Source organism: Niallia sp. NCCP-28 (genome assembly GCF_023168165.1).
GTDB lineage: Bacteria > Bacillota > Bacilli > Bacillales > Cytobacillaceae > Niallia.
This window is the reverse complement of sequence record NZ_BQYJ01000017.1, coordinates 1-21,400: the sequence shown is the minus strand read 5'-3', so window position 1 is coordinate 21,400 and position 21,400 is coordinate 1. Positions and strand designations below refer to the sequence as shown.

The window sequence follows — 21,400 nt, the reverse complement described above, 5'->3', positions numbered from 1 at the left end:
ATCAGAGAAGCGAAAGTATATAAGTCTTCACAAAAACAATCCAGTAGTTGGACAATTCCCGTATCAATTATGGACAAAAGAAAATCTTATAATAGGTGAATTATCGCAAGCTCTTTTTAATCATAAATTTCTCTTAAGGTGTACATGACATGAACCAGTAACCTATTTTATATATTCCCATTATTAAATCATTAAAAAGTTTGAACCTTATTTATTTGGGGGATAAATTTTAAATATTTGCAACAAAATACATAAAATTCTTAGAAGCTCAGAGCTATTTTTGGCATTTATTTAGTATTAAATTGGAAGAAACAAGCTATACAGAAAGGAATGGGAAAAATGAGAAATAAAAAAGCATCCATAGGTCAATTTGTTCATTTTAAAAGGGCTAGCTATGATGTTTTAGGTTATGTAACAATTTTTTTGGAGAATAGTGTAATTGTAAAAATAGACAGTGATATTGCTGAAAAATTACATTATGAGACTAATTTAACATTGGTGAATAATAACAAATACAAGATTATAGACAAGAACGGAACAGTTGCTTAATTTATTTCTAATACATATTTTTTTATTCAAAGGTTGCAATTAGCAGCCTTTTTTATGTTATTGGAATGACAGTATTCTTGTAATAAATGAAGAAAAATAGGTTTTGGTAGAAACATGGCAGCATTCCTATAATAAGTATAGAGATCCATCTTGTGTCACAAACATGGCAGCATTCCTGTAATAACTGAAAATGCGATTTGAAAGAAAAAAGACCTCTTGATAAGATAAATGTGTCCTGAGCCAGCCAGCTAAAAAGGACAAAATATCTACTCGGAGGTCTCAGCTTCAAGCATTACCAGAAGAACTGGTGAGATATACAGAAGAGGAATTACTAGAATACCTAAGGCAAGCAGTGAAACGTAGTATAGGGATTAAGAAGATTCAAGCTTTAAAAGAAGCCGCCAATCGCTCGATTGGCATCCGTCAGGGTGCCATGATGGCTAAAATGGAATTAAGAACGTTAATCCAAAAGTATGAACTCATTCAAGCCAAGTTCGAAGAGCTTGACCAAACTCTGGATACACTACTTCAAGATATTCCAGGCGTTGATCAAATGTTAGAAATAACGGGAATTGGACGCGATACAGTGGCGGGTTTTTTCGCTGAAGTAGGTGATTTGAGTGAATACAATCATCCTCGTCAAATAACCAAACTGGCAGGGCTTAGCTTAAAAGAAAATACATCAGGAAAGCATAAAGGGAGAACCAGGATTACGAAACGTGGTCGAAAGAAATTAAGGGCACTACTGTTTCGGGCATCTATGATTCTAGTAGCCAAGAATAAAGCCTTTAAAGCCCTGCATCAATATTACACAACGAGACCTGATAATCCGTTGAAAAAGATGCAGTCTTTAATTGCTTTGTGTAATAAGCTCATCCGTATACTCTTCTCTATTGGTAAGAAACAGTTTGTGTTTAAAGAGGAGAAGATGTTGAAGGACATCCCCCATATGCATGCATTTATCCAAGAACCAATAGCAGCTTAATCACTAAAAAACTAACTATTAACAAATAGATTTGAACAGATGAACAGACAAAATCAGCATGGGATTAGTCGGCAACGGAACTAACGTAAGGACAAGATCCTGTAGGGCAGCATGACCAACATCCACCTTATGGAAAGGTTGAACGAAGGAATGTAGGAGCGTAGACTCTGTGAGACTTGGGAGGGTAGACCCCCGTAAGATATGTGGACATCCATTGGTGCGTACATACCTATTTATCCAACTTTTTGAAATGAACCGAAGGTTGGCTAGTTTCTTGCGCTCAGTTTCTTCGTAAACAGCTTGATTGTGCTCTTTTCTCTCTAACCAAATCTGTAAAGTTAAACAAGTTAGATAGCAATATGGAGAAAAGCTGCGTATTTAAGAGATAATTGTTTGTTTATTGAGGGAGTTTAGTTTAATAAGAAAAAACATTTGACATTATCAATTAATGACGTTAACATTTAATTTGAGGCGATGATATATGAAAACACAGGATAAAATTCAAATACGTGAATTGTTACAACAGTTGGTAAGGGACTTTGGACTTCTTCAAAAAGATGGTTCTGACTGTTGTGGAATTACAGTATCACAAAGTCACATTGTCTATGAGTTAAGTAAAAGTCCGAATATATCTCAACAGACATTGGCAGAAAAATTAATGATGGATACAGGACTTTTAAGTCGTCAAGTGAATAAATTGGTTGAGCTTCACTTCATCTCAAGAGTTCCAGATCCTAATGATAGAAGATATGTCCTTCTGTCACTAACAGATGAAGGGGAATCGAAGGCAGATGAAATTTCCAATCAAATGGTGGAGTATCTCGGTAATATTTTCGAACATATACAGGAAGATAAGCATCAACAGGTTTTGGAAAGTCTAAGTTTGCTATTGGTTGCAATGAATAAAAATAATGGATTAGGTAGTTGTGCCACCAAATAAGGTGGCTTTCATTAAATATTATATTTGATAAAGTCAATTAATGAACAAGTCAATTGAGGAGGTAGAAGAAGTGATTAGGAAAGTGGAGGAAAGGGACTTATTAGAAATATTAGAGATTTATAATCAAGGCATTGAAGATGGATTAGCCACATTCGAAGAAGATTTAAAAGATGAAAATTATATAAACAATTGGTTTAGTCTTCATAGTGGAAGACATTGCGCTTTTGTTGCAACAAATGAACGAGGAGAAATTATGGGTTGGGCTTCCATAAACCCATATAATACTAGGGCTGCTTATTATGGCGTAGGAGAACTATCCATATATATACATAGGGGATTTAGGGGACAAGGAATAGGACAGCAACTATTACATGTCTTAGAAGAAGAAGCAAAATCACAGGATTTCTACAAACTTGTGCTCTCTACATTTCCTATAAATACTTTAGGCCAAGGTTTATACCGAAAGCTAAACTATAGGGAGGTTGGATTATTTAAAAATCAAGGAAGATTAAGAGGCAAATTTGTAGATGTAATGATAATGGAAAAGCTGCTTTTTGATCAAAATTACTATTTGTTGAATACAAAGGAGAGTAATTAATATGTCTGAATTTAATATCTTATCATCTTGCTGTCAGCCATCTGATGAATCTCAAGTAAAAACGACTATCGATAAAGAACTACCTATTGCTATTGTTGGGGCAGGTCCCGTTGGTTTAGCTGCTGCAGCTCATTTGATTCAATATAAGCAAAAAGTTATTCTACTAGAAGCTGGAACCGAAGTGGGAGCAAACATTCTAACATGGAAACATATAAGGTTATTCTCACAGTGGAAATATAACATTGATAAAGCAGCATCTTCTTTATTAGAGAAATATAAATGGGAAAAGCCGAATTTAGAAGAAATACCTACCGGTAAAGAACTAGTAGAAAATTATTTAATCCCTTTATCAAAGATTCCAGAAATACAAGAAGTAATAGCCTTAAATACAAAAGTCATTTCTATAGCAAAAAAAAATATCGATAAATTGAAGACTGCTAACCGAGAGAATGTTCCATTTGTTATTTATACAGAGCATGAAGGCACTATCCAAGCTATTGAAGCAAGAGCTGTTATTGATGCTACTGGTACCTGGGGAAATCCTAACCCAGCAAACTCTAGTGGAGTTTGGTTAGAATCAGAAAAACACCTCAAGGAAAACATCGCTTATGGTTTACCTGATATCTTGGGAGAAAGTATAAGCCGTTACAAAAATAAGAAAGTAGCAGTTATAGGAAGTGGGCACTCTGCCATTAATGCTTTGTTAGAATTAGGGATATTAAAGGAAAAGAACCCTTCAACAGAAATTTTATGGGTTATTCGAAAAGAGCATGTAGAAGATGCATATGGTGGAGAAGAGAAGGATGCATTGAAAGCAAGAGGATTATTAGGGAGCAAAATCCATGAAATGGTCGATAAAGGGATAATACAAGTGTACACTTCCTTTAAAATAGAGCAACTAAAAAAGAATAATACCTCAACCATAACCATTATTGGCGAAATAAAAGGTGTAAAATCAGAGATTGAGCTAATTGATGAAGTAATAGTCAATACAGGGAATCGACCTAACTATTCTTTCTTGAGCGAATTACGTACAAAAGTAGATTTTGCAACGGAAAGTGTGGAGGAACTATCTCCTTTAATTGATCCTAATCTACACAGTTGTGGAACAGTTCGACCGCATGGAGAAAAGGTACTGAGACAACCGGAGAAGAACCTATATGTAGTTGGTTCTAAAAGCTATGGGAGGGCGCCAACCTTTTTAATGGCTACTGGATATGAACAGGTACGTTCGATTGCTGCATATATTGCAGGGGATATTGAAGCAGCAGAAAAAGTAGAGCTAGATTTACCTGAAACTGGGGTTTGCAGTGTGAATTTCTCAAATATTAAAAGTGATAGTAGTTGTGAAACGGATTCTTGTTGCTCATAAAATTAATAATGAGGGAGTATTATGGTTATAAATAATGGAGGTAATCTAAGTAAAGAGTACTTTAAAGCCTACTTGACACTTATAATGACCAGTATGGGAGGGTCAGTTGAAATGGCAAGAGAGAAGACCTTTACGAGGTTATTTAAGAATCAAGCAAAAACGCTTGGAAACATATCTTATAACAATTTCATCCAAGCTTATAATGAATTAGAGAAAGAATTAGCTAATTAATTAGCATTGATGCAAGGAAATAGGTGTTAAGGTAACTCCTATTTTCTTGCATACTATGGTACTCAACTATATGATAAAGTTAATTCAACGGAAATGGATGATTAATATGTCTTCAGAACAATTAGAAATTACAGCGAATATTTTAAAACTTTTAGGTGATAAGACAAGATTATCCATAATGGGAATGCTTATGATAAACGATTGCTGTGTATGTGAGTTTGTCGATGTTTTTCAAATGTCTCAACCAGCTATAAGTCAACATCTAAGAAAATTAAAGGATTCCGGTTTGGTTAAAGAACAAAGAAAAGGGCAATGGGTTATCTATTCTCTAGATCAACAAAATCAATACTTCTTTATGATAAAAGATATCTTAAAGTACGTACCGAGCCAAAAAGAAAAATTTATTTGGCTTGAAGAAAATGGATTGCGAATTTCATGTGATTAAATAAGTTAAGGGGTTAATGTTTAATGTGATTGACATTAACTTTTTTATAAATTAATATATAAGCATATAATTATATGCGCAAAGTACTTGTTTACTACATGAGTCAATAAAGGCTATTTTTTGACTTTATATAAGTAAATAATAATATGTTTATATAAATTATTATTAGTCTGTTAAGGGAGGTGGATAAAAATGATAAAAGAAGATAAATCTTTAAAGGTAATAGATGTAAAGGATACAGCCAATATTTTAAAACTCTTAGGAGACAAAACAAGATTATCCATGGTAAGTATGTTGGCTGAACAAGAATGCTGTGTCTGCGAATTTGTTGAAATTTTTCAGATGTCACAGCCATCTATTAGCCAGCACCTACGGAAAATGAGAGACCTTGGAATTGTTAAGGAACAAAGAAAAGGACAATGGGTGGTTTATTCTTTAAATACAACGAGTGAATACTACCTATTAGTAAGAGAATTATTAAAACATGTTCCTAGCCAACGAGAGAAGTTTGATTGGTTAGAGGAAAAAGGTTTAAGAATTACATGTTATTAATGGAGGTTAACAGCTTTGCTACAAACAATACTAGCAATAATTATCTTTTTATTAACTTTAACTTTAGTTATTTGGCAGCCGAAAAACCTATCAATCGGTTGGTCCGCATGCGGCGGTGCAATCTTAGCACTTCTTGTAGGCGTAGTTGATTTCAATGATGTAGTCGATGTAACAGGAATTGTTTGGAATGCTACATTGGCTTTCGTAGCAATCATAATCATTTCATTAATCTTAGATGAAATTGGTTTCTTTGAATGGGCAGCTCTACATATGGCAAGGGTTGCTGGTGGTAACGGTCTAAAGATGTTTGTTTATGTTTCTATATTAGGAGCAATTGTTGCTGCGTTATTTGCAAACGATGGGGCAGCCCTAATTTTAACGCCAATCGTTCTAGCGATGGTTAGAGCGTTGAAGTTAGAAGAGAAGATGGTTTTTCCCTTTATCATAGCAAGTGGTTTTATTGCTGATACTACATCTTTACCTTTAGTTGTGAGTAATTTGGTAAACATTGTTTCTGCTGATTTCTTTGATATCGGATTTGTAGAATATGCTTCCCGAATGATCGTACCGAATTTATTCTCTTTAGTGGCAAGTATCCTCGTGTTGTATTTATATTTCCGTAAGAGGATTCCAAAGGTTTATGATTTAAATCAATTAAAAGTACCACAAGATGCAATCAAAGACCTGAAAATGTTTCGTTTATCTTGGGTGATATTGGCTGTATTACTTACTGGCTATTTCGTAAGCGAATTTCTTTCTATTCCAGTCTCAATCATCGCTGGTGTAATCGCAATTATTTTCCTAGTTTTTGCAAGAAGAAGCTCTGCTGTATCTATTAAGAAAGTAATTAAAGGTGCTCCATGGGCAATTGTATTCTTCTCCATTGGAATGTATGTGGTTATTTATGGACTACGTAATGTTGGTTTGACAGACTTACTTTCAAATGTTATTCAAGCAACTGCAGACCAGGGGTTATTCGTTGCAACTATTGGAATGGGATTCATTGCGGCTATTATATCGTCCATTATGAATAATATGCCAACCGTACTTATTGATGCCTTAGCAATTGCAGATACAAATACTACTGGAATAATCAGAGAAGGGTTGATTTATGCCAATGTAATTGGTTCTGATTTAGGTCCTAAGATAACACCAATTGGTTCATTAGCTACTTTATTATGGCTTCATGTTCTGTCTCAGAAGGGTGTAAAAATATCATGGGGTACTTATTTCAAAACAGGTATCGTCCTAACTATTCCAACCCTATTAATTACTCTAATAGGTTTATATCTGTGGCTTTCCATCCTTTCATAATAAGAAATAAAGGGGAGTTAATAATGACAAAAGTACAAATATTTGATCCGGCAATGTGCTGTTCAACAGGCGTATGTGGGCCATCAGTTGATCCTGAACTAACAAGAATTGCATCAGCAATATTTCAGTTAGGTAAAAAGGGTTTCTCTATCGAAAGGTTTAATCTTGCTAACGACCCAGGGGCTTTTGTTGAGAATAACAAAGTAAATAAGTTGTTGCATGAAAAAGGAACAGATTGTTTACCGGTAGTTATATTAAATGGAGAAATAGTAAAGGAAGCCAGCTATCCTACTACTGAGGAATTAGCAAAATGGTATTCATTAGAAGAAACAGAATTAGTGGAAAAGAAACCTTTAACTCCATTACAGTTCATCCAAATAGATAACAAATAAGGAGGAAAACTGGCACATGGAAAAATTTAATCCACTTGCTCTCGAAGGTACCCCATTTTTATTTTTCACTGGAAAAGGTGGGGTAGGAAAAACTTCTACTGCATCTGCAACTGCGATAGCGTTAGCTGATGGGAATAAAAAAGTCCTTCTTGTAAGCACTGATCCGGCTTCCAATCTTCAAGACGTATTCGAAATGGAGTTATCCAATGAACCTACTGAAGTTAAAGGAGTGAAAGGTCTATCAATTTGTAACATAGATCCAGAACAGGCTGCAGTAAGTTATAAAAATAATGTTATTGGTCCTTATCGTGATAAGTTACCAGAAATAGTTATAGCCCAAATGGAAGAACAATTATCGGGTGCTTGCACAGTAGAAATAGCAGCCTTTGATGAATTTACGAACTTATTATCCAACCCACAAATTGTATCAAACTTTGACCATATTATTTTTGATACGGCGCCAACTGGTCATACCTTAAGGCTTTTGCAATTACCGACAGCTTGGACTGGATATTTAGATGAATCAACTCATGGTGCTTCGTGTCTTGGTCCACTTTCTGGATTGGATAGAAAAAAAGAAGTTTATGAAACCACAGTTCAAGTTTTATCTGACCCAGATCAAACCAAATTAATTCTTGTTTCTAGGCCAGAAAAGTTCTCGCTAAATGAGGCAGAGCGAGCTTCGAAAGAGTTAAAAGTAATAGGTATTAAAAATCAAGTGATTATTATAAATGGTATATTAAAAAGCTTTACAAAAGGTGATAGAATTTCTGAAGTTTTTCACCAACGCCAATCCCAGTCATTAAAGAATATGCCAATAGGATTGAATGGACTTTCCCAGTATTTCTTACCTTTTGTTCCATATTCATTAACAGGTATATCTAATTTCAGAAGATTATTTATTGATACAGAAGATATTAACAAAAATGAATCTACATCAATAAAGGGATTGAATTATAGTCCTATCGAGGAAATGGTTGAAGACCTTCATGAAAATAATAATAGAGTTATTTTTACCATGGGGAAAGGTGGAGTTGGTAAGACCACACTTGCTTCTATTATTTCAGTTGGATTAGCTGACAAAGGGAAGAGAGTTCATTTAACTACTACAGACCCTGCAGCTCATATTGGAAACATGTTTATGTTTGACGGAAACTTGCACGATAATTTAACAATTAGCCGTATTGATCCAGAGGTGGAAGTAGATAAGTATAGAAAAGAAGTTCTAGAAAAAGCCAAAAATGATATGGACCAAGATAGCCTTTCTTACCTTGAAGAAGACTTAAATTCACCATGTACGGAAGAAATAGCAGTATTTCGTGCCTTCGCTGAGGTAGTTAGCCGTTCTAATGAAGAAGTGGTTATTATTGATACAGCTCCGACAGGTCATACTCTGTTGTTATTAGATGCTGCTGAATCTTATCATAAAGAGATTAAAAAAGCGAATGGTGATGTACCATTAAGTGTCCAACAGCTATTACCAAGGTTACGTAACCGGAATGAAACAAGTGTGATTATTACTACACTAGCAGAGGCGACGCCAGTCTTAGAAGCTCAGAGGTTACAAGAAGATCTATTAAGAGCAGATATTAAAACAAGTTGGTGGGTAATTAATCAGAGTTTATATGCAACTGAGACAACAGATCCCATCTTAGAACAAAAAGCACAAGCCGAAAAAATTTGGATGAAAAAGATAAAAGAACTCAATGATAAAGTTGCTATTATTCCATGGGAACCAGAAGAAATTATTGGCTACAAGCAAATACAGAAACATTACTTTTCTGATGATGGAGGAAGATAATAATGAAAATTACGGAAGTTGCAGAAAATAAACTGTTAGAGATGATAAAAGAAAATGGAGCTCAAGGCATTCGGTTTTATTTTGCTGGTCAAGGATGCTGTGGACCACAATTAGGTGTTTCTTTAGACTCTCCAGAAACGACAGATAAAGTCTTAATGATTAATAAGATACAAGTTGCAATGGATGAGCGAGTTCAAGATATGACAGATAATGTTGTCCTTGATTTTTCAGAAGGTGGATTAGTTCTTTCTGGGCTACCAGAACAAAATTGCTAATTATATAGAAGTAATAATATGGTAATTCTAATTTGTATTTTGGAGGATATAATTCATGAAAGTTATTATTATAGGATCAGTAGCAGCAGGTACATCAGTAGCAGCGAAAGCAAGAAGAAACGATGAAAAAGCGGAAATCACACTCTATAATGCAGATTATGACATTTCATATTCTATATGCGGTATTCCTTATTTCCTAGGTGGAGAAGTAGAGGAACTGGAAACATTAACACCAAGAAGTGCAGCTTGGTTTAAGAAACGCTACAACGTAGATATTTTTACCCGTCATGAAGTAACTACGATTGATGCTGAGCAGAAAAAAGTTCAAGTTAAAAACTTAGATACAAATGAAATAAAAGAAGACACTTATGATGTATTGGTATTTGCAACAGGGGCTTCACCAATTACTCCTGACATTGCAGGAGTTGATAAAGAGAATGTTTTCCAAGTACGTACGATACAAAATACAGCAGCAATTGATCAATATATGAAGGCGAACCAACCAAAGAAAGCAACCATTATTGGAGCTGGCTATATAGGTTTAGAAATGGCTGAGCAGCTTACTCATAGAGGATTAGATGTAACAATCGTACAACGTAGTAATCACGTAATGGCACATATGGATAAAGATATCGTTTCACGTGTTGAAGATCATATAGTGAAAAAGGGAGTCAACCTAATTTTAAGTGATGAAGTAACTTCTATAAATGAGAAGAACGTACAAACAAAGTCAGGGAAAACTATTGAAACGGATATTGTCATATTAGCTACAGGTGTTCGCCCAAATACAATATTAGCTAAGGAAATAGGGGTTACTATTGGTGATACTGGAGCTATAGCAGTTAACAACAAAATGCAAACTAACCTTCCTAATGTGTATGCTGTTGGTGATGTGGCAGAAAGTTATTCTGTTATCACTGGGAAACCTATCTATCGTCCATTAGGAAGTACTGCTAACAAAATGGGAAGAATAGCTGGTGATGTAATTACTGGAGGTTCCTTGGAACACCGTGGTATTTTAGGAACTGGTATATTACGTGTATTCGATTTAGCAGTCGGGCAAACTGGTATGAATGAAGTAGAAGCATTAGAAGAAGGCTACGATATTGAAATACTTCATAATATAAAACCAGCTAGAGCAGAGTATCTTGGAGGAAAAGAGCTAGTTATTAAAGCAATTGCAGATAGAGAAACTGGCAGAATTTTAGGTGTACAAATAGTAGGTGAAGAAGGTGTAGATAAACGAATTGATGTCTTTGTAACAGCAATGACGTTTAAAGCAAAAGCAGAAGATTTATTCCACCTAGATCTTGCCTATGCACCTCCATTTAGCACAACAAAAGATCCAGTTATGTATACTGGAATGGCCTTGCAAAATGCTATTGAAAAGAAAAATAAGCTAATTACACCGAAAGAACTAACAGAAAGAATTGAAAAAGGAGAAACGATCCAGGTAATTGATACACGTGCAACAAAACAATATAATGTATCAAAAGTGGAAAGTGCCGTTAATATTCCTTTAGGCGAATTACGCGAGAAATCTAAAGAATTCGACCCTAATTTACCTACAGTAACTTACTGTAATAGTGGGGTAACTGGAAATGCTGCACAAAATGTACTACGTAACTTAGGGTTCAATGATATTTATAATCTTTCTGGTGGAAATAAAAATTACCAAAATTATATTAAAAATAAATGATGATATCAAAGACCTTTAGAAAAATCTAAAGGTCTTTATTTATATTGTGTTTTTAATAAGATGGGGAAGTTACATGGATACCCAACAAATAAATAAAAGGTAAATAACAATATATTAGTTGCAAATTACAAATTATTTTATATAATAATTTATAGAGGTGGATAATTTGGAAAATATTAGAGAACTATTTCAGATATTAACAAGACGGTTTGGAATGTTAAATAAAAATTGTTGCACTGCTGGAGGAATTGAAATCTCACTTATTCAAAGTCAAATACTTTATGAGATTGATATTCAACATAATCCTTCTATTCAGCAAATTGCAGATACTCTTGGAACAGACATTACGACATTTAGCCGCCAAATACAATCTTTAGTAAAAATGAATCTAGTTAAAAAAACACCTGATTCTGAAGACAGAAGGATAAGTATCCTTTCTCTAACCACAGAAGGGAAGTTTATTGCAACTACTATTAATCATCAAATAAGTTCCTATTTAGATGAGGTTTTTTCACATATGAATGAGTTTGAAAGGGAAACTGTTATCCGTTCACTTATATTGCTTAATGAGTCTATGGCCAAATCAAGTATGTGCTGCAGGGATATCATGGAATAATTCCACTGGATATATATTTGCAAATTACAAGTAATAAGAGGAGGCACTATGGGTAAAATTTATGATGCCATTGTAGTTGGTGGGGGGCAGGCTGGATTAGCTGCTGGATATTATTTAAAAAAGAATAAACTTCAATATTTAATTTTAGATTCAAGTAACCAAGCTAGGGGATCATGGCCAGATTATTATGACAGTCTCAAATTATTTTCACCTGCTTCTTTCGCATCACTGCCAGGATTGAAGTTTCCAAAACACGCAAATGAATATCCATCTAGATTTGAAGTAATAAAATACTTAGAAGACTATATTCAGTTTTTTCAATTTCCTATAGAAGGAAATCAGCAGGTTGTATCTGTTGAGAAAGAAGATGAGATTTTTACACTAATTACGGAAAAAGGTAATAGGTTTCAATCTAAAACAATTATTAATGCTACAGGTTCTTTCCGAAACCCATATATACCAGATATAAAGGGAATAGAGTTATTTAAAGGGCGTATATTTCACTCTTCTGAATACCGTAATCCAACCAGTTTTATTAATAAAAGAAATATCGTCGTAGGAAGCGGCAATTCTGCTGTTCAAATTGCAATTGAACTTTCCGAAATTAGTATCACATCTTTAGCTGTAAGAAATAAAGTTAAACTACTAAAACAAAAAGTTTTAGGGTTGGATCTTCACTATTGGATTAGAATTACAGGGTTTGATAATTTTCCATTTTGGAGATTTAGAAAAAGTGTTCCACAATCAAATTCAGTTATCGATTTGGGGAATTATAAGGAAAAAATTAAAGAAGGAAATCCAGATCAAAAGCGAATGTTTACTTCTTTTTATAGTGATGGAGTAGTTTGGGCAGATGGAAGTAAAGAGCCCGTGGACACAGTTATATTTGCAACCGGATATAAAAGTTATTTGCCTCATTTAGCTGATATTGGTGCAACTGATATAAATGGGAAACCAATTCATCAAGCTGGTGTCAGTACATCAGTGAAGGGATTATATTATGTGGGACTAGATGGGCAACGAACATTTGCTTCTGCAACTATAAGAGGAGTGGGACCTGATTCGAAGTTTGTAGTTCAAAAGCTATTACGCTTTTTAAAAAATTGAATCGATTTGTTATAGCAGCAAAAAGCTGCTGTTTTTTTGAAAGAATTGATAGTTGCTTTAATTTAATGAAGTGAGTGTTTAATTGTAATTCCTTATATTGCAAAGCAAAAAAGTTTTCTATTAAGGATGAAGAAGTATAAATGAATATATTGTGAATTTATTCACTTAAACTAACGGGGCGTTTGTTCCATAAGAGAGCTTTCTAAATGGTAAATATTTTGTCTCAATTGACAATACCTTTTAATAAGGCTTCAAGGGAATTAGCTTTATAATTGCGAATTAAAAAAGTTTGTGGAATACTAATAGTGTCCTATTCGAAGGACTGATTCCTAGGAGGTACATATATGAACAAAACAGAACTTGTTAATGCAGTAGCTAAAAGCTCCGAACTATCGAAAAAAGACTCAACTAGAGTTGTTGACTCCGTAATGGAAACAATCACAACGGCATTGAAAAATGGTGGAAAAGTAGAAATCTTAGGATTTGGTGCTTTCTCTGTTAGCGAACGTTCCGCTAGAAAGGGTCGTAACCCACAAACTGGTGAAGAAATAGAAATTGCAGCAAGTAAAGCACCTACTTTTAAAGCCGGAAAAAACTTGAAAGATGCTGTTAAATCATAAGAGCTATGTATGGCAGAGGTTTTAAACTCTGCCTATTTTTTTATATGTTGTTAGATTTTTTAAAACCAAGTGTTGGGTTGCGGCGGGTTCCAAGCACTAATTACTATGAATTCAAAAAGGGAATAAAATACTAAAAAAAGATTATTTGACGTTTAACAGACAAGAGAAGAACGGATTAGCAATGAATATATAAAAAATCAAGTCTGCGTTAAATAACTATTTAACGAACATTTACAATAGACAGTAGAATGTGTGTTTGGTATAATGGTAATATAGACCAAAAGGAAAAACCGAGGATGCTATCCTCGGTTTCCCAAAACGTTCGTTTTAACACTGGTTTATCAAATTTCATTAGGCGAAGCCTGTGATAAGCTCAATGCTGTTAATTAAAATTTAACATAAACAAATATTTTATGCAAGCTTTTAAAATGATACGGAGGAATTTTAACAAATGGAACATAATGTAACTGTATTCTTTGATGAAAGTGGAAAAATAGATAAACATGTCTCCCTAATGTGTGGACTTTCCTTACCTACTGACTTTTATACTACAGGAAAAATAAATGCATTAAATGAAAAATTAAAGACTGATCCTAATTATAAATTACATTTTACTGATTTAGGTTCCAATGATTATAAAAATCACGAAGAAGCAGTTAGTGTTATATCAAATTACTATCGTTCCGTTAGAATTAATATAGTTTCTTTTATAAAAATACAACACATAAATGAAGAAAAAAGACGTTATAAAAATATTGTAGATAAAATGATTTATAGTAAGATTCCAGAACGTGTTCTTTATGGTTTATTAAGAGATTATGGTAGTTTTTCTGACATTAAAGCAAGACTATATATTGAGGATAGTGGCCTTTATAGAGATTTTCAATTAGATAAAAATATAAAGGAACAATTAAATACACATTCAATTTACCGCAATTCTCATTTCTGGGTGGAAAAAGCAAAGTTAAAAGCGAAAAATGAAGAAATTGGTATTGAAATTGTAGATACAATACTTGGAATGGTCCGAAATATTATTGAAAATAGACCAGTTACTTTTAAAGATGGTTTTCCAAAGGATAAGAACTTATGGAGAAAAAAGAAGTTCATCATGAATATGATAAACAAATACCCTAATTTCTATCAGTTATTAGTAAATATTAAATACTTTGAGTTGACTGGCCATAGTTCATTGGAGCAAAAAAATATAGCTACATATCTAGATCTATTTACTTCTAAATTTGAATTAGAGTTAGCCGCCCAAAAATAAAAAAGAACAAGTGTTCGTTAAAATTATATTTAGTGCAGACTTAATTAAATTAGAAATAAGGAGGTTGATTAGTCTTGCCCATTGAATCCAGGCAAAGAATTATACATGATGAACGTTTAGAAACCATGCTCCCTCAAATGCCGGATTATGTACAAGAGTATATGCGGTCTAAACGAAGAGCAAAATATTCTCCCTCTTCTCTATTAGGATATGTACATGAATATTTAAAGTTTTTTAACTGGCTCCTTTCAGAGGGTGTGGCTGATTATAAAGATATAAAATCGATTCCCTATTCTGTTTTAGAGACACTTTCAAAAGAAACTGTTGAACTATATAGAGAGCACATAGAAAACGAAGATATTAGAACAGAAAAGGAAAAAACCAAGTCTCCCCCTGCCCCAGTTCGTCGCAGGAGCAAAGATGCAGTAGATCGCAATATAAACGCATTAAAATCCCTCTTCAGCTACTTAACCACAGAGACGGAAAATGAAGATGGAGAATGTTATTTTTATCGAAATGTCTTTAGTAAAATTAAGCAACGTAAAGAACAAGAAACTGCCAGTCGTCGAGCTGCTAAGATAAGTTCAAAGGTGATTAAATCGAATGAAATTAGTGACTTTATTCAATACTTGAAATTTGATTATGAAAAAGTCCTAGAAGCTACGAGTGCTAAGATGTACAAAGCTTACTTAAAGCAAAAAGAAAGAGATGTAGCAATGATCTCCCTTCTCTTAGGAAGCGGAATACGGGTATCAGAGCTTGCTAGTTTAACTCTACAAGATATTAATTTTCATACAAGAGAAATAGATATCATCCGTAAAGGTAATAAGGAAGATACGGTGCTTGTTCTACAAGCTGCACTTGAGGAGTTAAAAGCCTATCTGAGAGTCCGACAAGAAAGGTTTAACACAAAGGAATCAGATATTTATGTATTTGTGAGTAAATACAAAGGCATGGTGCAACCTCTCTCCGTTAGGTCTATACAGACCCTAGTTAGTAAATATACGAAGGAATTTTATGACCAGAATGAATTTAGTACCGGTAAAGGTTTAAGTCCTCATAAGATGAGGCATTCCTTTGCGAATGATTGGATTCTTCAAGGTGGAGATATTATTACACTTAGAGACCAATTGGGACACAGCAGCATTGAAACAACTTCAAAGTATACAAACCTCTCAAGGGATGAAGGTAAAAAGATTATTGAGAAGATGGAAGAAAATCGAAATAAATAACCTCTTCTCTCTTTCCAAGTATATTTTTAAACAGTAATTTAAAGATCGGAGAAATATAATGAGCCAAATATCATTCGATGAATTGTTCCAGGAAGAAAAAAAGCAGGAAAACACAATAAGCGATATTCCCTCTCCCCTACAAAATGATATTTTAGAGTTAATTCGTAAAGGGGAAACAAGTGCTTTATCCATATGTGAGCATCTTATTAAACTAGGAAAATACTCTAATGAACGATTTTCTACAAACAAACCGAAAGCCTATGGAAAGGTTTGCTTAGTCTTAGACAAAATGACCAGAAACGGTCTATTGGTTTTTGTTGAAGACATTGATAAAAAGGATAGAATCTACAAACTGAATAGTTAACATAGGAGGTAGTTTTGTTTTTATGTCAAATATATTCAAATTTATAGAGGTTACTATGAACGATGGAGAGAAAGGATTTCTTTTGAAAAACTCTTCGGATTTAAATTTAGTCAATCGTAATGAAGCATTAGGGTATATAGAAAAGTTAACGGCAGCCTATAACAACCCTTCTGTTGATCAGTTTATTGAGTCTCAAAATAAAAGGATTAATACTGAATTGGATATCGAGTTTACAATGGATCTACGTTTTTAGACTGGGTTTATAACGATGAAAAGAATCAATATATTATTAATCACCCATCATTTAAAATGAAGAAATTCAGGAAAAATCTTAAACAAAATTGGTCCTTTCACTGTGCTTCATGTAATAAAAAGGTTTCAAGTAGTACTGACGATGGTTACTATTTAGTCCGAGCAGCTTCACAAGATAGCATAACCGAAAAGGCCTGTTCTTCTGCATGCTGCTCCGTTATTTGGAGAGATCAAGTACGTGATTGGATTAATGAAAAAGGATACCAGGATCATGTAAAGATAAAAAGTGATCCTCTGGAAGCGGAGGAATAAGTAAGGGATTTAAAATTGATCCGAATTATGTAAACATAACTCCAGAACTGGCAGAACACTTTCGTCACGTCAATTTGGGAAAGTTATTACAAGTATAGCAATTGTAAAAGATTTAAGGCTTGTTTATGGTAATAACAACTTCTTAGAAGAAATGGATGAAATGGAAGAGGTATTGGTGACTGACGATTATCATACATATATTCTAAAAATTGAGGAAGTAGGACCCGTTCATTAATAGAAAAGAGGATTTTTTTATGCCAGTAAAACCGTTTAGTGTACAACGTTTTATACTTTATATAGCTTGTATTGGCTTCGGCGCAGTAGCTTTGTATGGTAATTCGATATACAATCCGACTTATAACAACAGCTTATTGATAGTTTTAGTCAGTTTTTATTTTTTCTTTTCCGCTGCAAACTCATTTACCACTCTAATAGGGATTAATAAAAAAGTGAATACTTTAGAAGAAAACATAAGAGATAATGAAATTAGAGAATTAATAAAAGAAGATGTACATAAGATGGTTCAAGACGTTAAACCGAAGCTTAGCAACACAGTATCAAATCAAGAAACAGAGGTAGAAAAATTTCATAAAGAATATATAAATGCTGAGTCATCTTGGAAAGAAAAATCTTTACGAGATCGTAGTCCATTTGAAAACTACCATAGTACTTTATATCAATTAAGAAAGAATAAAAAATATATTACCTTTATTAATATTTTCTTTAACCTGGTTTTAGGTTTTTCATTAATAAACTCATTAAATTCATTTATATATTTTATAGTAGTTGCGCTCTTCTCCATCTTTTATCTGCCGATATTGCTAAGAAGAAAAAGGTTACGAAAGGTTGAAACGACTTTATATCAAGAGATTACTCCGATCGAGTTAAAAGAATTTGATGACATGATAAACAAAGGATATTAATGAAAAGTCCAACTAAATAGTTGGGCTTTTCTTGATATTCTCTTAACCAAGTGGGCTCATTATTGTTATATGAGTATTTAATAATTAAAGGCTATGTTAAAGGTAAAGGTTGATTAAAATACAAAAGTAAAATGAGCTGGAGTATATATCTCCATGCTCATTTTACTTTTGTATCTTTTTTGCTAAAGCCCCCGTTTCTTTAAGTACATTTCTTCACAAACTTCGCTAATTATAAAAAAACGACTGCAAATATGGTCGGAACTTTTAATAACTTATTTTACAATTAACACTGGACATACTACCCTTTTTACAACCTTATGGCTTACACTTCCCAACACCATTTCTTGAAGTGAGTTTAATCCTCTACTGCCAATTATCACGATGTCATAACTTCCTTTATTAGCATACTCCACAATGGTTGGGCCTGGTTCTCCATGTAATAATTGTATCGAGAATTTTATTTTGTTAGACTCTAAAATTTCTTCAATAGGTATTAATCTTTTTTTTCTTGCTACCTCTAATTCCTCACCATTGTGAGCATGAAGGACTTCTGTTCTAGCTTTTGAAAAATCAACTACATAAACAATCTTTACCGTGCTTTCCTTACTAATAGATGCTATCTTAACTGCCTCTTTTGCTGCTCTTCTAGAATGTTCTGATCCATCAACTGCTAATAAAATATTGTTATACATGTTCAGTCACCTCGTATTATAATATTAATGGGCTGATAGTTTTCCATTAGGGTTATTAAAAACAGCTAGTTTATCTAAGATTTTTTTACTCGCCGCATTTAAATTCTTAATAGAGACATTATTATTATTTTCACGGTATTTAATTACAACTTTATCGATAGCTCCAACTGCTGAATCGTCCCATATATGTGCATTTGAAAAGTTAATTATTATATTCTTATGTTGAACACTAACATCAAATCCATCTAAAAATCCTTCCACAGATGCAAAGAATAGTTGTCCTTCCACAAAAAAAGTAATATTTTGCATTGTTTCTTGTTTCGTTAACTTTATTTTTGAAATTTTTGCCACAAAGAATATAGCACTTAGAATTACACCGGCTATAACTCCAATGGAAAGGTCATGTGTCGCTACAACAATGACAACAGTAACTAACATAACAATTGCATCGGTTCTAGGTGCGTTCTTTAAGTATGAAAAAGAATTCCAATCAAAAGTTCCAATCGAGACCATTATCATAATCCCCACTAGTACAGCCATAGGAATTAGAACAACTACACCACCAAGAACAATAATTAAAAACATTAAAAATAAACCAGCTATTAATGTGGATAGTCGCCCTCTTCCACCTGACTTAACGTTTATAACAGATTGACCAATCATAGCGCAACCAGCCATACCACCAAAGAAACCAGTAACAACATTTGCAATTCCTTGCCCTCTTGCTTCTCGGTTCTTATTGCTTTCTGTATCTGTCATATCATCTACAATGGAAGATGTTAACAAGGATTCTAATAAACCTACAATTGCCAAGGCAATGGAGTAAGGAAATATTATTTGTAACGTTTCAAAATTAAATGGAACATTAGGAATTAAAAACGCTGGTAGAGATTGTGTTATAGCCCCTAAATCCCCGACAGTCCTTAAATCAAAATTAGAATAGATAGCAACTGATGTAAGAACTACAATAGCTATTAACGGTGCAGGAATAGATTTTATAAATCTAGGTAAAACATACACAATTACTAAAGTAATACCTACAAAGATATAGGTCATTGATGAAATACCAATAAAGTGAGGCACCTGAGCTAAGAATATTAAAATTGCTAAGGAATTTACAAATCCTATCATTACAGCTCTTGGAATGAACTTCATTAATTTTGCAATTTTAAATACTCCAAACAAAACTTGAATAATACCTGTTAGGATGGTAGCTGCCAACAGATAATTTAAACCATGTTCTTTTACTAATGGAACCATCAATAGGGCCATTGCACCTGTAGCTGCTGAAATCATCCCTGGTCTTCCTCCAACAAAGGCAATAATGACAGCTATACAGAATGAAGCATATAGACCTACCATAGGGTCTACTCCAGCAATAATAGAAAATGCAATTGCTTCTGGAATTAAAGCTAAGGCAACAACAATTCCCGCTAAAATATCTCCTTTTACATTTGAAAACCATTCTTTTTTAATCTTTTCCACTAATTTAAACCTCCAATTCAATTTTTTTTATATAAATTAGATAAAAAGCTATTATCAATATCTCGAAAACAGTCTAACACCAAAAAGACCAAAAAGGAACCATTTTGGTCTTTTTTTAAAAGAGAATATATGTTAGTTTTAATGTAATCGTTTTTTTCGGGAGGAAAAAAATCATGTTATATGGATATATGAGACCTTACGAAGATGATAAAGAATGCAGAATACAGAGAGAAGAGTTGGCTAATTTCGACTGCGAAATTATATATTACGAATAACACTCGCTTCCCACAAATAAAGTAGAACGCAATAAAATGCTTCAAAAAATAAAGAAAAATGATAAAGTTATCACAACTAAGTTCTTTTCTATTGCAGATTCAACAAAAGATCTGGCTAACTTATTATTACAGATACAAAGAAAAGAAGCTTATATTCTATTTACCCAAGAGAATATCGATACAAGTAAAGATACTGGAAAATATCTAGAGAATTTTCTGAAAAGTGTAGTCTTTCTTCAAAGTGATATAATCAGTGAACATACTAAAAAGGGAATAATGGAAGCCAAAGCAAAAGGGACATTAACAGGTAGACCAAGAAAACCATCGTATATGGTAGAACGTGCTATAAACATGTACCATAGCAATAACTTTACAATTTCAGAAATAACTAAAGAAACTGGCATAAGTAAGTCCAGTTTATATAGATATTTAATGGAATAAAATAGAGATCGATAGTTGTTTTTATCAACTTTCGATCTCTAAATACATGAGAATTTATATATTTTCTAAAGGTCTTTCATTTATATAAATTTTATTTTTAATATCTTATTTTTTTCCACCGGAAAGAAATAAAAAGATACCATTATTGATACGTAAAGTGTCATATTAAAGTTAAAACTACATTTTATTATAGTTTGTTAATAAATGTACTTAATACAGATAGGTAAGAGTTTGAAGTTATCGCTCCCTTTTCCCCCTGTTCACACCGTACGTGAAACTTTCGAATCATACGGCGTTCCAACTAATCCAATCTATTCTTTCTATGTAATAAGCAGACGAGTGCTGTTTTCCAAAGTTAGATTATTTCATTTTGACATCTTAATCGTAGTTTATTTACTTTTTCTTTTTGCTTACTTGTAAGCTTTAGAGATTGTAAAAGAGCTTCTATTTTCGCTTTATCTTTTAGGTGTATCAATTGATGAATTGTTTTATGAATAACAACTAAGTTTGAATAACTATCATCCTTTGAAAGATGATAGGGGTTTATGTGATGACAATGCCATTCATGAATACCTAACCCTTCACCTAAAATTGCACATTTACCATATTGGGCAATAAACTTACTGATTCGATTGTCGTTATATTCAATGGATCTACTTGA

At 33.3% G+C, this 21,400-nt stretch carries 24 protein-coding genes and 1 pseudogene; 22 read left to right on the top strand and 3 right to left on the bottom strand.

The window, feature by feature from the left end; all coding sequences use genetic code 11:
- Nucleotides 1–339 precede the first annotated feature (339 nt).
- The 21 genes and pseudogenes from NCCP28_RS22360 (at nt 340) to NCCP28_RS22260 (ending at nt 17,846) form a co-directional block, all read left to right on the top strand.
- On the top strand, nt 340–549 hold the full coding sequence (locus NCCP28_RS22360; protein ID WP_182103622.1) for a DUF2187 family protein: 210 nt from the start codon (nt 340–342) through the stop codon (nt 547–549).
- A gap of 280 nt (nt 550–829) precedes the next feature.
- Nucleotides 830–1,534 (top strand): annotated as a pseudogene (locus NCCP28_RS22355) (transposase); the annotation flags it as partial.
- Between the two features lie 481 nt (nt 1,535–2,015).
- Entirely contained in the window at nt 2,016–2,474 is a 459-nt protein-coding gene (locus tag NCCP28_RS22350) for a MarR family winged helix-turn-helix transcriptional regulator (protein ID WP_182103621.1), read from the top strand.
- A 70-nt stretch (nt 2,475–2,544) separates the two neighbouring features.
- The gene (locus NCCP28_RS22345) at nt 2,545–3,072 is read left to right on the top strand and encodes an arsinothricin resistance N-acetyltransferase ArsN1 family A (RefSeq protein ID WP_237944443.1); all 528 of its coding nucleotides are present in this window, start codon (nt 2,545–2,547) and stop codon (nt 3,070–3,072) included.
- 1 nt (nt 3,073) lies between these two features.
- Complete coding sequence (locus tag NCCP28_RS22340) at nt 3,074–4,444, top strand: NAD(P)-binding domain-containing protein (protein ID WP_182103619.1); 1,371 nt, start codon at nt 3,074–3,076, stop codon at nt 4,442–4,444.
- Nucleotides 4,445–4,465: 21 nt separating this feature from the next.
- Entirely contained in the window at nt 4,466–4,675 is a 210-nt protein-coding gene (locus NCCP28_RS22335; protein WP_127739786.1) for a hypothetical protein, read from the top strand.
- 106 nt (nt 4,676–4,781) lie between these two features.
- The gene (locus tag NCCP28_RS22330) at nt 4,782–5,120 is read left to right on the top strand and encodes an ArsR/SmtB family transcription factor (RefSeq protein WP_182103618.1); all 339 of its coding nucleotides are present in this window, start codon (nt 4,782–4,784) and stop codon (nt 5,118–5,120) included.
- Nucleotides 5,121–5,312: 192 nt separating this feature from the next.
- Nucleotides 5,313–5,672, top strand: coding sequence for an ArsR/SmtB family transcription factor (locus NCCP28_RS22325; protein ID WP_182103617.1), 360 nt, complete (start codon nt 5,313–5,315; stop codon nt 5,670–5,672).
- Between the two features lie 15 nt (nt 5,673–5,687).
- The gene (locus NCCP28_RS22320) at nt 5,688–6,986 is read left to right on the top strand and encodes an arsenic transporter (RefSeq protein ID WP_182103616.1); all 1,299 of its coding nucleotides are present in this window, start codon (nt 5,688–5,690) and stop codon (nt 6,984–6,986) included.
- 23 nt (nt 6,987–7,009) lie between these two features.
- The gene (gene arsD / locus NCCP28_RS22315; protein WP_182103615.1) at nt 7,010–7,378 is read left to right on the top strand and encodes an arsenite efflux transporter metallochaperone ArsD; all 369 of its coding nucleotides are present in this window, start codon (nt 7,010–7,012) and stop codon (nt 7,376–7,378) included.
- Between the two features lie 16 nt (nt 7,379–7,394).
- Nucleotides 7,395–9,179, top strand: coding sequence for an arsenical pump-driving ATPase (gene arsA, locus NCCP28_RS22310; RefSeq protein WP_182103614.1), 1,785 nt, complete (start codon nt 7,395–7,397; stop codon nt 9,177–9,179).
- Between the two features lie 2 nt (nt 9,180–9,181).
- Entirely contained in the window at nt 9,182–9,454 is a 273-nt protein-coding gene (locus NCCP28_RS22305) for an iron-sulfur cluster biosynthesis family protein (RefSeq protein WP_182103613.1), read from the top strand.
- Between the two features lie 55 nt (nt 9,455–9,509).
- Nucleotides 9,510–11,153: an FAD-dependent oxidoreductase gene (locus tag NCCP28_RS22300; protein WP_182103612.1), complete on the top strand. Its 1,644-nt coding sequence runs from the start codon at nt 9,510–9,512 to the stop codon at nt 11,151–11,153.
- Between the two features lie 166 nt (nt 11,154–11,319).
- The gene (locus tag NCCP28_RS22295) at nt 11,320–11,769 is read left to right on the top strand and encodes a MarR family winged helix-turn-helix transcriptional regulator (protein WP_182103611.1); all 450 of its coding nucleotides are present in this window, start codon (nt 11,320–11,322) and stop codon (nt 11,767–11,769) included.
- A gap of 48 nt (nt 11,770–11,817) precedes the next feature.
- The gene (locus NCCP28_RS22290; protein ID WP_182103610.1) at nt 11,818–12,876 is read left to right on the top strand and encodes a flavin-containing monooxygenase; all 1,059 of its coding nucleotides are present in this window, start codon (nt 11,818–11,820) and stop codon (nt 12,874–12,876) included.
- Between the two features lie 344 nt (nt 12,877–13,220).
- On the top strand, nt 13,221–13,496 hold the full coding sequence (locus NCCP28_RS22285) for an HU family DNA-binding protein (protein WP_182103609.1): 276 nt from the start codon (nt 13,221–13,223) through the stop codon (nt 13,494–13,496).
- A gap of 451 nt (nt 13,497–13,947) precedes the next feature.
- Nucleotides 13,948–14,763, top strand: coding sequence for a DUF3800 domain-containing protein (locus NCCP28_RS22280; protein ID WP_127743100.1), 816 nt, complete (start codon nt 13,948–13,950; stop codon nt 14,761–14,763).
- Between the two features lie 74 nt (nt 14,764–14,837).
- Nucleotides 14,838–15,995, top strand: a complete 1,158-nt coding sequence (gene xerS / locus NCCP28_RS22275; protein WP_235856745.1) for a tyrosine recombinase XerS — start codon at nt 14,838–14,840, stop codon at nt 15,993–15,995.
- A 58-nt stretch (nt 15,996–16,053) separates the two neighbouring features.
- Nucleotides 16,054–16,359: a DUF3895 domain-containing protein gene (locus NCCP28_RS22270; protein ID WP_127743102.1), complete on the top strand. Its 306-nt coding sequence runs from the start codon at nt 16,054–16,056 to the stop codon at nt 16,357–16,359.
- A gap of 55 nt (nt 16,360–16,414) precedes the next feature.
- The gene (locus NCCP28_RS22265) at nt 16,415–16,612 is read left to right on the top strand and encodes a hypothetical protein (RefSeq protein ID WP_164849829.1); all 198 of its coding nucleotides are present in this window, start codon (nt 16,415–16,417) and stop codon (nt 16,610–16,612) included.
- A gap of 565 nt (nt 16,613–17,177) precedes the next feature.
- The gene (locus NCCP28_RS22260) at nt 17,178–17,846 is read left to right on the top strand and encodes a hypothetical protein (protein WP_127743106.1); all 669 of its coding nucleotides are present in this window, start codon (nt 17,178–17,180) and stop codon (nt 17,844–17,846) included.
- A gap of 272 nt (nt 17,847–18,118) precedes the next feature.
- On the opposite strand, the gene NCCP28_RS22255 is transcribed toward NCCP28_RS22260, so the two are convergent.
- Both NCCP28_RS22255 and NCCP28_RS22250 read right to left on the bottom strand, forming a co-directional pair.
- Nucleotides 18,119–18,538: a universal stress protein gene (locus tag NCCP28_RS22255; RefSeq protein ID WP_127742960.1), complete on the bottom strand. Its 420-nt coding sequence runs from the start codon at nt 18,536–18,538 to the stop codon at nt 18,119–18,121.
- A 24-nt stretch (nt 18,539–18,562) separates the two neighbouring features.
- Nucleotides 18,563–20,023, bottom strand: a complete 1,461-nt coding sequence (locus NCCP28_RS22250; RefSeq protein ID WP_235856742.1) for a SulP family inorganic anion transporter — start codon at nt 20,021–20,023, stop codon at nt 18,563–18,565.
- Between the two features lie 311 nt (nt 20,024–20,334).
- On the opposite strand from NCCP28_RS22250, the gene NCCP28_RS22245 reads away from it, so the two are divergent.
- Entirely contained in the window at nt 20,335–20,739 is a 405-nt protein-coding gene (locus tag NCCP28_RS22245) for a recombinase family protein (protein WP_235856743.1), read from the top strand.
- A gap of 355 nt (nt 20,740–21,094) precedes the next feature.
- Here NCCP28_RS22245 and NCCP28_RS22240 read toward each other — a convergent pair.
- Nucleotides 21,095–21,400, bottom strand: a 306-nt coding sequence (locus NCCP28_RS22240; protein WP_248563396.1) for an HNH endonuclease signature motif containing protein, incomplete at its 5' end; no start/stop codon positions are given.